A 17,034-nucleotide genomic window follows, 5' to 3' on the forward strand; every position below is an offset into this window, starting at 1 on the left:
GCACAAAACCACTCCGGTTTATCCCAGAGATTCACTTGGAAATAAAACACATTTCAATCTTTACGAAGAACTCACTTTTAACAAATAGAGCTAAACTTCCTTAATTTTCTATTTACTCGTCCGTGTGTACCCTTTAACATAAAGCCAAGTTGCTTTCCGTAAACACGTTAAAAGCAAACACTACACTCAGACTAATTACTTTAATTAAGGAGATATAAAACGAACACACCCCATTAGTTATGCTTAGCTTTTAAATGATGTTTTCGAAAAATAAAATACTCTCTTAAACACCCCTCATCAGATTAAAGAGAAAAAGATTTTTCACTAACGCCTATTAATAACTTACTCACGGAACTTTATTCTCTCAAAGACCTAACACTACCACTGCTCTTTGTTTGAATAAAATTCTCACACCTCTTTTAAGCTAACAATAACTAAATAACCTTTGATGCTCAAATGCATTACTTAACATTTTTATTTCAGAGGATTTGCTATGAAAACCACACACCCCTAAAACCCAAATCCTTTATAAGGATAGGACCTTAAAGATCTCCTCTCCTTACTGATTATTGTTAACACGAAGTTTATTTGAAAGCTGAAAACTGCACTTTTTTGTTTTTTAGCATCCAAAATTGGCTCCGCTTTATGATTTGTTTTTATGTTTATTTTTGAAACACAAAACTTACCATTAAATCAGATAGCGCTCAATTATGACTTTTAAATGGCTCAAATGCATTTTTTTGATGTTTTTTATTTTTTGAAAGATTTGTTATGAAAAAAGTACATATCACTCCAAAAGACAAAAGCTTCAATGCTCAAAGGCCTCTTTGTGAGGTATCTTTGGTTAGAGTTATTTCATTAGGGGTGGTAATGGCTACACTTTTGTCGAGTGTTTCTCCAGTTTTTGCTTCTCATCTTTCTTCAACGGGGTCGACAGTTCAAAGTGTAAGTGCAGGTGAGGTTTCTGCAAAGGGTGATAAGGCTGGTTCTGGGCGTGTTGGGGTGGCTAATGGTAATCGTTCTTGTGGGGTGGATCAGGTTGTTAGTCGTAGTTCATCAAGGTTAGGTAAGAAAGTATCTGTAAAAGAGCAGTATAAGAAATTGAGCAAAAATCAGTTATCTGATGGTTCTGGTGATTATTCTTTTGAGAGTAGTTGTGGGGCTGATGCATCAGTAAATGTATTAACGAGTGCAAGTGCACGTTCTTTAATTGATGTAGATGCAGCGGCGAGTGATTGGTTGTTAGAAGAAAATAATACCATCAACTGGTCTGTTAATACGAGGTCTGGCAATACAACGGGTGCACGTGTTGCTGGCACACAGATGAGGGGGGTGATTGACGGTCTTCTTTGTCGTCCGGGCCAAGAGCAAAGTCTATGCATAGGTGAGCTGACTGAGACGGAGGGTAACGAAACGGGTATTGCTCTCGGATACAAGGCTAGAGCGATTCGTGGTCCTCGTGCTGTTGGTTATGACCCTATAACTAATGGCACTTCAGAAAAAATGAATTCTACATGGATGAGTACTCTTGGCGAACTGGGTATTGGTGATGGAGAAAGAGGTCAATCACGACAGATTACAGGAGTTGCTGCTGGTGTTGATGATAATGAGGCAGTGAATGTTGCACAGCTGAAAGCGTTAAGACAATGGGTACAAGATGAAGGTGTCACTTGGCAGCTCTCTATTAACGGTCAAAAACCTATAAAAGTTGATAGTGAAAACGGTGTCAATTTAGTTTCTGAAGGTGATAATCTTACGATTACTCAAATAGATAGCAGTAACAAAGTCGCATTTAATTTGGCTGAGAATCTTAAAGTATCGAGTGTTACAGTGAAAGGTGATGGTCCAAAGTTGGATGTTAGTGGAATCGATGCTGGAAATAAAAGTATTACAAATGTGGCAAAGGGAACAATTGCTCAAGCTTCTACAGAAGCGATTAATGGCTCACAGCTTTATGAGACGAATACCACGATTGCGAAGTATTTGGGTGGAGAAGCTGCATATGAGGATGGTGATAAATGGACAAAGCCGACGTATAAAATTCAGGATACTCCGTATAATGATGTAGGCTCTGCCTTTAAGGGTGTTGATAATAAGTTATCAGAGCTTTTTAAGCAAGTTCAGGGTATGGAAAGTGCAGGCCTTGTTCAGAAAGATGAGTTGAATGTCATCACGATTGGTAAGGACGCAGAGGGTGATGAGATCTCGGTTGCTAACAGTAGTAGAGATAAGAGGAAAATTACCGGTTTGAAGGATGGAGCTCTTTCAGACGAGTCAACAGATGCAGTGACAGGTAAGCAGCTTCATAAAGTGGATAAGAGTGTTAAGGAGTTGAGCAGCACTGTTGAGAAATTTGAGAGTAGTGTTTCAAGCTTGGCAGGCAATCTTAATGAGTCTTTAGGTGGTGGTTCAAATGTACTGAAAGGTAAACAGCCGGAGTATAATATTCAGGGTAAAGACCGTACAGGTATTGAAGCAGCTTTTGAGGGTGTTGATGAAAAGCTGACGGAACTTGATGGGAAGATTCAGGGTGTTACGGGTGAGGTCAGTAATGCTCTTGTCGCGCAAGAAAAAGGTACGAATGTCATTACGATAGGAGCTAAAGCTGAAGGTAACAAGATCTCCATTTTTAATAAAAGTAAAAAAACTCGGACACTTACCGGTTTGAAGGATGGAGATCTTTCAGAAAAGTCAACAGATGCAGTTAACGGTGCGCAGCTTTATAAGCTGGGCAGTGATATATCTCGGTATTTAGGTGGTGGCGCAGATGTACTGAAAGGTGAACAGCCGAAGTATGAAATTCAGAAAAAGCCGTATAATGATGTTGGCTCTGCCTTTGAGGGTGTTGATGCTTCATTGTCAAGTCTTTCTAAGCAAGTTGAGGCTGTGGAAGGCCGTTTCATTGTGCATCAAGATGAAGGGACGCATAAGATCACGATTGGAGCCAAAACAGAAGGTGACGAGATTTCCATTTCCGGTAGCAAAGGCCCACGCAAGCTTACCGGTTTGAAAGAGGGGAAAGTTGATGTAGGCTCAACGGATGCGGTGACAGGTGCACAGCTTCATGGTGTTAAGCAAAGTGTTGAGGGGTTCAGTAGCACTGTTGAAAGTATGCAGGAGAATGTGACGAAGTTTAATACGAATCTTAATAAGTATTTAGGTGGTAATGCAGATGTATTAAATGATACGCCACCCACTTATAAAATTCAGGATCAAGAGCGTGTAGGTGTTGCAGCCGCGTTTGAGGGTGTTGATAGTAAGCTGACAGAACTTTCTAGCAAAGTTGGCAATGCGGAAAAGAATAACCTTGTAACGCAGGAAGTGTCGAAGGTAATCACCATTGGAGGCAAAGTAGAAGGTGATGAGATCTCCATTGCTAGTAGTGCAGGACTGCGCAAACTTACCAATTTGGAAGATGGAAAACTTTCAGACGAATCAACAGATGCAGTGACAGGTAAGCAGCTTCATGGTGTCAAGCAAAATGTTGAAGGGTTGAGCAGCACTGTTAAGAAGGCTGAGAAGGACGTTTCGACTTTGGTTGAAAGTCTTAATAAGTCTTTAGGTGGTGGCGCGGATGTACTGAAGGGTAAACAGCCGGAATATGAAATTCAGGAAAAGCCGTATACTGGTGTTGAAGCAGCTTTTAATGGTGTTGATGGTAAACTAACAGAGCTTTCTAAACAGGTTGAAGGTGTCACGCATGCGATAAGTAATAGCCTTGTGGTGCAAGATAAATCATCGAATGTCATTACGATAGGTAAGGAAGTAGGGGGCAATGAGATTTCGATTGCTAACAGTAGTGGAGGTAAGCGGAAAATTACCAATTTGGAAGAGGGGGATCTCTCAGACAAGTCAACAGAAGCGGTAACAGGTGCACAGCTTCATAAAGTGGATAAGAGTGTTCAGGAGTTGAGCGGCACTGTTAAGAAGGCTGAAAGTGATGTTTCAAGCTTGGCAGACAATCTTAATAAGTCTTTGGGTGGTGGTTCAAATGTACTGAGTGGTAAACAGCCGGAGTATAAAATTCAGACAAAGCCGTATAATGGTGTTGAAGCAGCTTTTAGTGGTGTTGATAAAGTTCTGACGGAGCTTGATGGGAAGATTCAGGGTATCACGGGTGTGGTCAGTAATGCTCTTGTCGCGCAAGAAGAAGATACGAATGTCATTACGATAGGAGCTAAAGCTGAAGGTAACAAGATCTCCATTTTTAATAAAAGTAAAAAAACTCGGACACTTACCGGTTTGAAGGATGGAGATCTTTCAGAAAAGTCAACAGATGCAGTTAACGGTGCGCAGCTTTATAAGCTGGGCAGTGATATATCTCGGTATTTAGGTGGTGGCGCAGATGTACTGAAAGGTGAACAGCCGAAGTATGAAATTCAGAAAAAGCCGTATAATGATGTTGGCTCTGCCTTTGAGGGTGTTGATGCTTCATTGTCAAGTCTTTCTAAGCAAGTTGAGGCTGTGGAAGGCCGTTTCATTGTGCATCAAGATGAAGGGACGCATAAGATCACGATTGGAGCCAAAACAGAAGGTGACGAGATTTCCATTTCCGGTAGCAAAGGCCCACGCAAGCTTACCGGTTTGAAAGAGGGGAAAGTTGATGTAGGCTCAACGGATGCGGTGACAGGTGCACAGCTTCATGGTGTTAAGCAAAGTGTTGAGGGGTTCAGTAGCACTGTTGAAAGTATGCAGGAGAATGTGACGAAGTTTAATACGAATCTTAATAAGTATTTAGGTGGTAATGCAGATGTATTAAATGATACGCCACCCACTTATAAAATTCAGGATCAAGAGCGTGTAGGTGTTGCAGCCGCGTTTGAGGGTGTTGATAGTAAGCTGACAGAACTTTCTAGCAAAGTTGGCAATGCGGAAAAGAATAACCTTGTAACGCAGGAAGTGTCGAAGGTAATCACCATTGGAGGCAAAGTAGAAGGTGATGAGATCTCCATTGCTAGTAGTGCAGGACTGCGCAAACTTACCAATTTGGAAGATGGAAAACTTTCAGACGAATCAACAGATGCAGTGACAGGTAAGCAGCTTCATAAAGTGGATAAGAGTGTTAAGGAGTTGAGCAGCACTGTTAAGAAGGCTGAGGGGGATGTTTCGACTTTGGTTGAAAGTCTTAATAAGTCTTTAGGTGGTGGCGCGGATGTACTGAAGGGTAAAGAGCCGAAGTATGAAATTCAGAAAAAGCCGTATACTGGTGTTGAAGCAGCTTTTAATGGTGTTGATGGTAAACTAACAGAGCTTTCTGAACAGGTTGAAGGTGTCACGCATGCGATAAGTAATAGCCTTGTTCAGAAAGATGAGTTGAATGTCATCACGATAGGTAAGAAAGTAGGGGGTGATGAGATCTCGATTGCTAACAGTAGTGGAGGTAAGCGGAAAATTACCGGTTTGAAGGATGGAGCTCTTTCAGACGAATCAACAGATGCAGTGACAGGTAAGCAGCTTCATGATGTTAAGCAGAATGCTGAGAAGTTGAGCAGTACTGTTGAGAAGGCTGAAAGTGATGTTTCAAGTTTGGCTGACAATCTTAATAAATCTTTGGGTGGTGGTTCAAATATACTGAGTGGTCAAAAGCCGAAGTATGAAATTCAGAAAAATTCGTATACTGGTGTTGAAGATGCTTTTAGTGGTGTTGATAAAGTTCTGACGGAGCTTGATGGGAAGATTCAGGGTATCACGGGTGTGGTCAGTAATGCTCTTGTCGCGCAAGAAGAAGGTACGAATGTCATTACGATAGGAGCTAAAGCTGAAGGTGACAAGATCTCCATTTTTAATAAAAGTAAAAAAACTCGGACACTTACCGGTTTGAAGAATGGAGATCTTTCAGGCGAGTCAACAGATGCAGTAAATGGTGCGCAGCTTTATAAGGTGGATGAGAATGTTAAGGAGTTGAATATCACTATTGAGAGTGTGCAGGAGAATGTGACGAAGTTTAATACGAATGTTAATGAGTATTTAGGTGGTAATGCAGATGTATTGAATAGTACGCCACCCACTTATAAAATTCAAGGTGAAGATCGTATAGGTGTTGCAGCCGCATTTGAGGGTGTTGATATTTCATTGACGGATCTTTATGAGAAGTTTGATGGATTGCAAAACAGTGTTGGAGATGACAGTCTTGTTGCACAAAATGAGGTGTCTAAGCTGATTACGATAGGTGCAAACGTAGAAGGCAATAAGATCAGTATCACTAACCGTGAAGGAAAAGCTCGTAAACTTACTGGTTTGGCAAAGGGGAAACTTAATGAAAGCTCGACAGATGCCGTAACAGGTGCGCAGCTTCATGAGGTTAAAGAGAAGATTGAACCGCTCAATGTTACTGTTGAAAGTGCGCAGGCAGATGTAAAGAAGCTTAATGCGAATATTAATAAGTATTTAGGTGGTGGCGCGGATGTACTGAAGGGTCAACAGCCGACGTATGAAATTCAGGGTACTCCGTATCATAGTGTTGGAATTGCCTTTGAGGGTGTTGATGGTAAGCTGACAGATCTTTATGAGAAGCTTGATAAGGTTGAAAGTGTTGGGGATGACAGTCTTGTAGCACAGCATTCAGAGACGAAGGTCATTACCATTGGAGGTAAAGTACAAGGCAGTAAGATCAGTATTACTAACAGTAAGGGAGAAGCTCGTACACTTACAGGTTTGAAGGATGGGGAAGTTACTGCAAGCTCAACAGATGCAGTAACAGGTGCGCAGCTTTTTGAGATTAAAGAAAAGATTGAGCCACTTAGTGTTACTGTTGAGAAGGCTAAGGGGGATATTTCGACTTTAGATACGAATATTAATAAGTATTTAGGTGGTGGCGCGGATGTACTGAAGGGTAAACAGCCGACGTATAAAATTCAGGATACTGCGTATCATAGTGTTGGAACTGCCTTTGTAGGTGTTAATAATACACTGACTGATCTTTCTAACCAGCTGGAAGATATAGAAAATAATCTTGGAGCAGGAGGTAATAGTCTTGTAGCACAGGATCCATTGTCGCATATTATCACCATTGGTGCTCAAGCAAGAGGTGACGAAATTTCCATTACTAATAACAATGGAAAATCTCGGATACTTTCTGGTGTGAAAGACGGAAAGATTACTGCAAACTCGACAGAAGCAATAACAGGTAATCAACTTTATGTACTGAATAAACAGCTTGCAGCTTATTTTGGTGGAGGAGCTGGGTATGAAGATGGAAAGTGGACAGATCCAACGTTTACAATTACGGATTTTGGTGCACAAAGCAAGAATGAAAAACAAGCATATCATAATGTAGCTGAAGCTTTTGGTGCTGTTAATAGCAGTATGTCTGGTCTCAATGACCGTATTGAGAAAGTTGAACAGCAGACAAGCTCTCAAATGAGTTCTGATCGTTTGATCTGGAATAATGATAAAAATGCTTACGATGCTAACCATAATGGTCAGGCTGGTAAGATAACCGATGTAGCGGATGGTGCAATTAAACAAGGTTCCAGTGATGCGGTTACAGGTAATCAACTTTGGGAGACGAATGAGAAGATTGACAACCTTGAAAACAAGGTTGATGGTATAATTAGCGATATTAGCACCATTACTGATGGTGTTGTTACCTATGACAAAGATGAACAGGGCAACAAAATCAATAGTATCACGTTAGTAGGAGGTAAAGAGGATGAGCCTGTGCTCATTGACAATGTTGCAGATGGTAAAATTGGAAAAGGTTCAAAACAAGCAGTCAATGGTGGGCAGCTGCATGATTACGTTAAAGAAAAAGCACAATTTGTTCTCGCAAATGCCAACAAATATACAGATGAAAAAATAGAAAATATAGTTGGTGATGCTGTTGCGCAAGCCAACGCCTATACTGATATGAAGTTTAATGCTTTAAGTTATAAGGTTGACAGCATCGAAAAAGAAGCAAGACAAGCAGCAGCAATCGGTTTGGCTGTAGCTAACTTACGTTACGATGATACACCTGGTAAATTCAGTGTTACATTTGGTAATGGTACATGGCGCGGTCACTCAGCACCTGCCTTTGGTGCTGGTTATACATCTGAAGATGGGGATATCCGCTCCAACCTCTCCGTTACCACGTCTGGAGGTCACTGGGGCGTAGGAGCAGGAATAAGCTTTACACTGAATTAATAACACCACATTAAGAATTAGTATACCATATACCAAAGATATGATTTGGATAAAATCAGCTTAAATAAATAAAGACATTTTTAAGGAAAGAAAAACTTATCCACAGTTTTCTTTTGATATATTATTGCGAAAAACCGCACAAAACCACTCCGGTTTATCCCAGAGATTCACTTGGAAATAAAACACATTTCAATCTTTACGAAGAACTCACTTTTAACAAATAGAGCTAAACTTCCTTAATTTTCTATTTACTCGTCCGTGTGTACCCTTTAACATAAAGCCAAGTTGCTTTCCGTAAACACGTTAAAAGCAAACACTACACTCAGACTAATTACTTTAATTAAGGAGATATAAAACGAACACACCCCATTAGTTATGCTTAGCTTTTAAATGATGTTTTCGAAAAATAAAATACTCTCTTAAACACCCCTCATCAGATTAAAGAGAAAAAGATTTTTCACTAACGCCTATTAATAACTTACTCACGGAACTTTATTCTCTCAAAGACCTAACACTACCACTGCTCTTTGTTTGAATAAAATTCTCACACCTCTTTTAAGCTAACAATAACTAAATAACCTTTGATGCTCAAATGCATTACTTAACATTTTTATTTCAGAGGATTTGCTATGAAAACCACACACCCCTAAAACCCAAATCCTTTATAAGGATAGGACCTTAAAGATCTCCTCTCCTTACTGATTATTGTTAACACGAAGTTTATTTGAAAGCTGAAAACTGCACTTTTTTGTTTTTTAGCATCCAAAATTGGCTCCGCTTTATGATTTGTTTTTATGTTTATTTTTGAAACACAAAACTTACCATTAAATCAGATAGCGCTCAATTATGACTTTTAAATGGCTCAAATGCATTTTTTTGATGTTTTTTATTTTTTGAAAGATTTGTTATGAAAAAAGTACATATCACTCCAAAAGACAAAAGCTTCAATGCTCAAAGGCCTCTTTGTGAGGTATCTTTGGTTAGAGTTATTTCATTAGGGGTGGTAATGGCTACACTTTTGTCGAGTGTTTCTCCAGTTTTTGCTTCTCATCTTTCTTCAACGGGGTCGACAGTTCAAAGTGTAAGTGCAGGTGAGGTTTCTGCAAAGGGTGATAAGGCTGGTTCTGGGCGTGTTGGGGTGGCTAATGGTAATCGTTCTTGTGGGGTGGATCAGGTTGTTAGTCGTAGTTCATCAAGGTTAGGTAAGAAAGTATCTGTAAAAGAGCAGTATAAGAAATTGAGCAAAAATCAGTTATCTGATGGTTCTGGTGATTATTCTTTTGAGAGTAGTTGTGGGGCTGATGCATCAGTAAATGTATTAACGAGTGCAAGTGCACGTTCTTTAATTGATGTAGATGCAGCGGCGAGTGATTGGTTGTTAGAAGAAAATAATACCATCAACTGGTCTGTTAATACGAGGTCTGGCAATACAACGGGTGCACGTGTTGCTGGCACACAGATGAGGGGGGTGATTGACGGTCTTCTTTGTCGTCCGGGCCAAGAGCAAAGTCTATGCATAGGTGAGCTGACTGAGACGGAGGGTAACGAAACGGGTATTGCTCTCGGATACAAAGCTAGAGCGATTCGTGGTCCTCGTGCTGTTGGTTATGACCCTATAACTAATGGCACTTCAGAAAAAATGAATTCTACATGGATGAGTACTCTTGGCGAACTGGGTATTGCTGATGGAAAAAAAGGTCAATCACGACAAATTACAGGAGTTGCTGCTGGTACTGAAGAAACCGATGCAGTGAATGTTGCACAGCTGAAAGCGTTAAGACAATGGGTACAAGATGAAGGTGTCACTTGGCAGCTCTCTGTGAATGGTGAAGATGCTATAAAAGTTGGTAATGGAAACGGTGTCAATTTAGTTTCTGAAGGTGATAATCTTACGATTACTCAAATAGATAGCAGTAACAAAGTCGCATTTAATTTGGCTGAGAATCTTAAAGTATCGAGTGTTACAGTGAAAGGTGATGGTCCAAAGTTGGATGTTAGTGGAATCGATGCTGGAAATAAAAGTATTACAAATGTGGCAAAGGGAACAATTGCTCAAGCTTCTACAGAAGCGATTAATGGCTCACAGCTTTATGAGACGAATACCACGATTGCGAAGTATTTGGGTGGAGAAGCTGCATATGAGGATGGTGATAAATGGACAAAGCCGACGTATAAAATTCAGGATACTCCGTATAATGATGTAGGCTCTGCCTTTAAGGGTGTTGATAATAAGTTATCAGAGCTTTTTAAGCAAGTTCAGGGTATGGAAAGTGCAGGCCTTGTTCAGAAAGATGAGTTGAATGTCATCACGATTGGTAAGGACGCAGAGGGTGATGAGATCTCGGTTGCTAACAGTAGTAGAGATAAGAGGAAAATTACCGGTTTGAAGGATGGAGCTCTTTCAGACGAGTCAACAGATGCAGTGACAGGTAAGCAGCTTCATAAAGTGGATAAGAGTGTTAAGGAGTTGAGCAGCACTGTTGAGAAATTTGAGAGTAGTGTTTCAAGCTTGGCAGGCAATCTTAATGAGTCTTTAGGTGGTGGTTCAAATGTACTGAAAGGTAAACAGCCGGAGTATAATATTCAGGGTAAAGACCGTACAGGTATTGAAGCAGCTTTTGAGGGTGTTGATGAAAAGCTGACGGAACTTGATGGGAAGATTCAGGGTGTTACGGGTGAGGTCAGTAATGCTCTTGTCGCGCAAGAAAAAGGTACGAATGTCATTACGATTGGTAAGGAAGTTGAAGGTGATAAGATCTCCATTGTTAATAAAAGTAAAGAAACTCGGACACTTACCGGTTTGAAGAATGGAGATCTTTCAGAAAAGTCAACAGATGCAGTGACAGGTAAGCAGCTGTATGAGTTGGGTAGTAGTGTATCTCGGTATTTAGGTGGTGGTGCAGATGTACTGAAAGGCGAAAAGCCGAAGTATGAAATTCAGGATACTCCGTATAATGATGTTGGCTCTGCCTTTGAGGATGTTGATGCTTCATTGTCAAGTCTTTCTAAGCAAGTTGAGGCTGTGGAAGGTCGTTTCATTGTGCATCAAGATAAAGGGACGCATAAGATCACGATTGGAGGTAAAACAGAAGGTAACGAGATTTCCATTTCCGGTAGTGAAGGATTACGCAAACTTACTGACGTGAAGGATGGAGAGCTTTCAAAAGATTCTGCAGAAGTAGTAACAGGTGCGCAGCTTCATGATGTTAAACAGAATGCTGAGAAGTTGAGCAGCACTGTTGAGAGTGCGCAACAAAATATCGCAAAGTTTAATGCTAATATTACAAAGTCTTTAGGGGGAGGAGCAGATGTACTGAAGGATATAGCTCCGAAGTATGAAATTCAGGGTCAAGGCCGTACAGGTGTTGCAGGTGCGTTTGTTGGTGTTAATGATACATTGACGGTTCTTTTTGGCAAGGTTAACGATATGGAAAAGAACAATCTTGTCAAGCAAGAAGAGTCGGGTCTGATCACTATTGGTAAGGATGTGGAGGGTGATGAGATTTCCATTGCCAACAATACGGGGAGAGCTCGCAAACTTACCAATTTGCAAGATGGAAAACTTTCAGATGAGTCAACGGATGCAGTGACAGGTAAGCAGCTTCATACGGTGGATGAGAGTGTTAAGGAATTGGATAGAAATGTTGAAAGTGTGCAGGCGGATGTAACGAAGCTTGATACGAATATTAATGCGTCTTTAGCAGGAAAGGCAAATGTATTACAAGGTAAGCTACCAACTTATACAATTCAGGGTCAAAGTCTTACAGGTATTGCAGGTGCCTTTGAGGGTGTTGATGAAAAGCTGACGGCTCTTTTGGCTGATGTTAAGGATGCTGCGAGTGCGATAAGTGATAGTCTTGTAGTGCAAGAAGATTCAAAAATCACGATTGGTGCTAAAGTAGGTGGTGATGAAATCTCCATTGCCGGTAGTGAAGGGTTACGCAAACTTACCAATTTGGAAGAGGGGGATCTCTCAGACAAGTCAACAGAAGCGGTAACAGGTGCACAGCTTCATAAAGTGGATAAGAGTGTTCAGGGGTTGAGTAGTACTGTTGAGAGTGTACAGAAAAATATCACAGAGTTTAATGCTAATATTACAAAGTCTTTAGGGGGAGGAGCAGATGTACTGAAGGGTAAACAGCCGGAGTATAAAATTCAGAGTCAAGAGCGTACAGGTATTGCAGGTGCCTTTGAGGGTGTTGATAAAAAGCTGACAGAACTTTCTAAGAAGGTTGAAGTTGCGGAAGATGGCACGTTGACATATAACGATTTAGTAGCGCAAGAGAAAGATACGAATGTCATCACGATTGGTAAGGAAGTGGAGGGTGATGAGATTTCAGTTTTTGGCAGTAAAGCAGCAGCTCGAATACTCTCTGGTGTGAAGGATGGAGCTCTTTCAGAAGTTTCAACAGAAGCAGTAAATGGTGCGCAGCTTTATAAGCTGGGCAGTGATATATCTCGGTATTTAGGTGGTGATGCAGATGTACTGAAAGGTAAAGAGCCGACGTATAAAATTCAAGATACTCCGTATAACGATATTGGCACTGCCTTTAAGGGTGTTGATACTTCATTGTCGCAGCTTTCTGATAGGATTGGTAATGTAACGGGCATAATAAGTAATAGTCTTGTGGTGCAAGATGAGTCGCATAAGATCACGATTGGTGGTAAAACAGAAGGTGGCGAGATCTCCATTTCCGGTAGTGAAGGATTACGCAAACTTACTGACGTGAAGGATGGAGAGCTTTCAAAAGATTCTGCAGAAGCAGTAACAGGTGCGCAGCTTCATGATGTTAAACAGAATGCTGAGAAGTTGAGCAGCACTGTTGAGAGTGCGCAACAAAATATCGCAAAGTTTAATGCTAATATTACAAAGTCTTTAGGGGGAGGAGCAGATGTACTGAAGGATATAGCTCCGAAGTATGAAATTCAGGGTCAAGGCCGTACAGGTATTGCAGATGCGTTTGTTGGTGTTAATGATACATTGACGGTTCTTTCTGGCAAGGTTAACGATATGGAAAAGAACAATCTTGTCAAGCAAGAAGAGTCGGGTCTGATCACTATTGGTAAGGATGTGGAGGGTGATGAGATTTCCATTGCCAACAATACGGGAGGAGCTCGCAAACTTACCAATTTGCAAGATGGAAAACTTTCAGATGAGTCAACGGATGCAGTGACAGGTAAGCAGCTTCATACGGTGGATGAGAGTGTTAAGGAATTGGATAGAAATGTTGAAAGTGTGCAGGCGGATGTAACGAAGCTTGATACGAATATTAATGCGTCTTTAGCAGGAAAGGCAAATGTATTACAAGGTAAGCTACCAACTTATACAATTCAGGGTCAAAGTCTTACAGGTATTGCAGGTGCCTTTGAGGGTGTTGATGAAAAGCTGACGGCTCTTTTGGCTGATGTTAAGGATGCTGCGAGTGCGATAAGTGATAGTCTTGTAGTGCAAGAAGATTCAAAAATCACGATTGGTGCTAAAGTAGGTGGTGATGAAATCTCCATTGCCGGTAGTGAAGGGTTACGCAAACTTACCAATTTGGAAGAGGGGGATCTCTCAGACAAGTCAACAGAAGCGGTAACAGGTGCACAGCTTCATAAAGTGGATAAGAGTGTTCAGGAGTTGAGTAGTACTGTTGAGAGTGTACAGAAAAATATCACAGAGTTTAATGCTAATATTACAAAGTCTTTAGGGGGAGGAGCAGACGTACTGAGTGGTAAACAGCCGGAGTATAAAATTCAGACAAAGCCGTATAATGGTGTTGAAGCCGCGTTTGAAGGTGTTGATAAAAAGCTGACGGCTCTTTTGGGTAAGGTTGAAGTTGCGGAAGATGGCGCGTTGACATATAACGATTTTGTAACGCAAGAGAAAGATACGAATGTCATTACTATAGGTCAAAGGGTTGAAGGTAATGAGATTTCCGTTTTGAATAATGAAGGAAAAGTTCGTGTACTTACCGGTTTGAAGGATGGGGATCTTTCAGACAAGTCAACAGATGCGGTAACAGGTAAGCAGCTTTATACGACCATTCAGAATGTTGAGAAGTTGAGTGGCACCGTTCAGGGTGTACAGGGGGATATTGCCAGGTTTGATAAGAATCTGAATGAGTATTTAGGAGGAGGAGCCGATGTACTGAAAGGTACAGCACCTACTTATACCATTCAACAATATGGGTATAGTGATATTGGAAGCGCCTTTGAAGGTGTGAGTAAATCGCTTAAAAAACTTTCAGCGAAGGCTGAAAGCGCACAAAAGAGTGTACAAACGAGACTAAAGAATGAGAAGCTTGTCGAAAAAGATGAATTGCATGCCATCACTATTGGTAAAGATGTAGATGGTGAAGAGATTTCCATTGTCAACAAAGAAAAGGGGTCTCGTGTTCTTTCTGGTGTTACAGAGGCAGAGCTTTCAGCAGAGTCAGAAGATGCGGTAACAGGTAAGCAGCTTTATAAGCTTGGTCAGTATGTTGAGAAGTTGAATAGCAGTGCTGAGAGTGTTCAGACAGATATCGCAACCTTTAATAAGAATCTGAATGCTTATTTAGGTGGTGATGCAGACGTACTGAAGGGTCAACAGCCAACGTATAAAATTCAGGATACTTCGTATAATGATGTTGCTTCTGCCTTTGAAGGTGTTGGTGAGAAGTTAGCAGACCTTTCTGTAAAGGTTGGTGAGGCGACGAGTAGCTTGGAATCTAGAATGGAGAGTGAGAAGCTTGTAAAACAAGATCTTGTGTCAAAGCAAATCACGATTGGTGCCGAAACTGGTGGTGATGAGATCAAAATTACTAACATAAAAGAAGATTCTCGTATTCTTTCTGGTGTTGCAGAGGGTCAAGTTGCAAAAGGCTCGAAAGATGCGGTTTCAGGTAGGCAGCTTTATAAGTTTGGTCAGTATATTGAGAAGTTGAATAGCGGTGCTGAGGGTGTGCAGACAGATATTGCAACCTTTAATAAGAATCTTAGTGCTTATTTAGGTGATGATGTAGATGTCCTTAAAGATCAACAACCGACGTATGAAATTCAAAATCAAGAGCGTACAGGTATTGAAAATGCGTTTAAAGGTGTAGATGAAAAGCTGACGGCTCTTGTAGCTGATGTTAAGGATGTCACGAGTACGATAAATAATAGCCTTGTAGTGAAAGAAGGTTCAAAAATCACGATTGGTAAGGATGTAGAGGGTGCTAAGATCTCCATTGCCGGTAGTGAAGGATTACGCAAGCTTACTAATTTGGAAGATGGAGATATTTCGGAACATTCAACACAAGCAGTGAATGGTGCACAGCTTCATGAGATAAACACTACGATTGCACGATATTTTGGTGGTGGTGCTGAGTATGATGGCCAATGGAAAGAGCCGACATTTATGATTACAAACTTTGGTGCACAAGGCAAGGGTGGCGAACAACAATATCATAATGTAGCTGAAGCCTTTGATGCTGTTAATAACGGTATGTCTGGTTTCAATAATCGTGTTCAACAGGTTGAAAATGAGTATTCTAGTAGTTTAAATTGGGATGCCGACAAAGATGCCTATAGCGCTAGCCATAATGGTCAGCCTGGTAAGATTACCAATATGGCCAATGGTAACATTAGCAAGGATTCCACTGATATGGTTACGGGTGATCAGCTTTGGGAGACGAATGAGAAATTTGGCAACGTTGAAAACAAGGTTGATAATTTTATGGGTGGAATTGTCACCTATGACAAAGATAAACAGGGCAACAGAATCAATAGCATCACGTTAGTAGGGGGTAAAGACGGTGACCCTGTGGTCATTGACAATGTTGCAGATGGTAAAGTCGAAGAAGGTTCAAAACAAGCAGTCAATGGCGGTCAACTGCATGATTATACCAAAGAACAAATGGACCTTGTTCTTGCAGACGCAAATAAGTATACAGATGAAAAAATAGGGAATATAGAAAACATAGAGAATATACCTAAGGATATCGTGATACGAGCCAACGCTTATACTGATATGCAGTTTAACGCTTTAAGCTCTGATATCGAAAAAGCTCAAAAAGAGGCACGACAAGCGACAGCTATTAGTTTAGCTGTCTCTAACTTACGCTACAATGATAAAGCGGGAAAATTCAGTGTTGCATTTGGTAGCGGCATCTGGCACGGTCAATCTGCATTGGCTTTCGGTGCTGGTTATACATCTGAAAACGGAAATATTCGTTCCAACCTTTCCGCTACAACTGCAGGTGGTCACTGGGGTATAGGAGCAGGAATAAGGTTTGCACTGAATTAATAACACCACATTAAGAATTAAATGCCATATACCAAAGGTATGATTTGGATAAAATCAGCTTAAATAAATAAGGCATTTTTATGGAGAAAAAACTTATCCACAGTTTTCTTTTGATATATTATTACGAAAAACCGCACAAAACCACTGGGTTTACCCCATAGATTCACTTGGAAATAAAACACATTTCAATCTTTACAAAGAACTCACTTTTAACAAATAGAGCTAAACTTCCTTAATTTTCTATTTACTCGTCCGTGTGCACCCTTTAACATAAAGCCAAGTTGCTTTCCGTAAACACGTAAAAGCAAACACTACACTCAGACTAATTACTTTAATTAAGGAGATATAAAACGAACACACCCCATTAGTTACGTTTAGCTTTCTAAATAACGTTTTTGAAAAATAAAATACTCTCTTAAACACCCCTCATCATATTAAAGAGAAAAAGATTTTTCACTAACGCTTATTAATAACTCACCCACGGAACTTTATTCTCTCAAAGGCCTAACACCACAACTTCCCTTTGTTTGAATAAAATTCCCAAACCTCTTTTAAGCTAACAATAACTAAATAACCTTTGATGCTCAAAGGCATTACTTAACATTTTTATTTCAGAGGATTTACTATGAAAACTACGCACCCCTAAAACCTATACC

The 17,034-nt window shown here is 40.5% G+C and carries 2 protein-coding genes; both read left to right on the plus strand.

All coding sequences use genetic code 11. The annotated features are described in order from the left end of the window. Positions 1-771 precede the first annotated feature (771 nt). On the plus strand, positions 772-8,124 hold the full coding sequence (locus tag BWD121_RS00590) for a YadA-like family protein (RefSeq protein WP_078662938.1): 7,353 nt from the start codon (positions 772-774) through the stop codon (positions 8,122-8,124). Positions 8,125-9,031: 907 nt separating this feature from the next. Continuing rightward, positions 9,032-16,378 (plus strand): YadA-like family protein, encoded by a 7,347-nt coding sequence (locus BWD121_RS00595; RefSeq protein WP_078662939.1) that lies wholly within the window; start codon positions 9,032-9,034, stop codon positions 16,376-16,378. Positions 16,379-17,034: the final 656 nt, after the last annotated feature.

This window comes from Bartonella sp. WD12.1 (assembly GCF_002022415.1).
Lineage (GTDB): Bacteria > Pseudomonadota > Alphaproteobacteria > Rhizobiales > Rhizobiaceae > Bartonella.

What these genes read in the sequence shown, in the direction of transcription:
- BWD121_RS00595 (WP_078662939.1), top strand. Translation starts at nt 9,032, where the DNA reads ATGAAAAAAGTACATATCACTCCAAAAGACAAAAGCTTCAATGCTCAA.
- BWD121_RS00590 (WP_078662938.1), top strand. Translation starts at nt 772, where the DNA reads ATGAAAAAAGTACATATCACTCCAAAAGACAAAAGCTTCAATGCTCAA.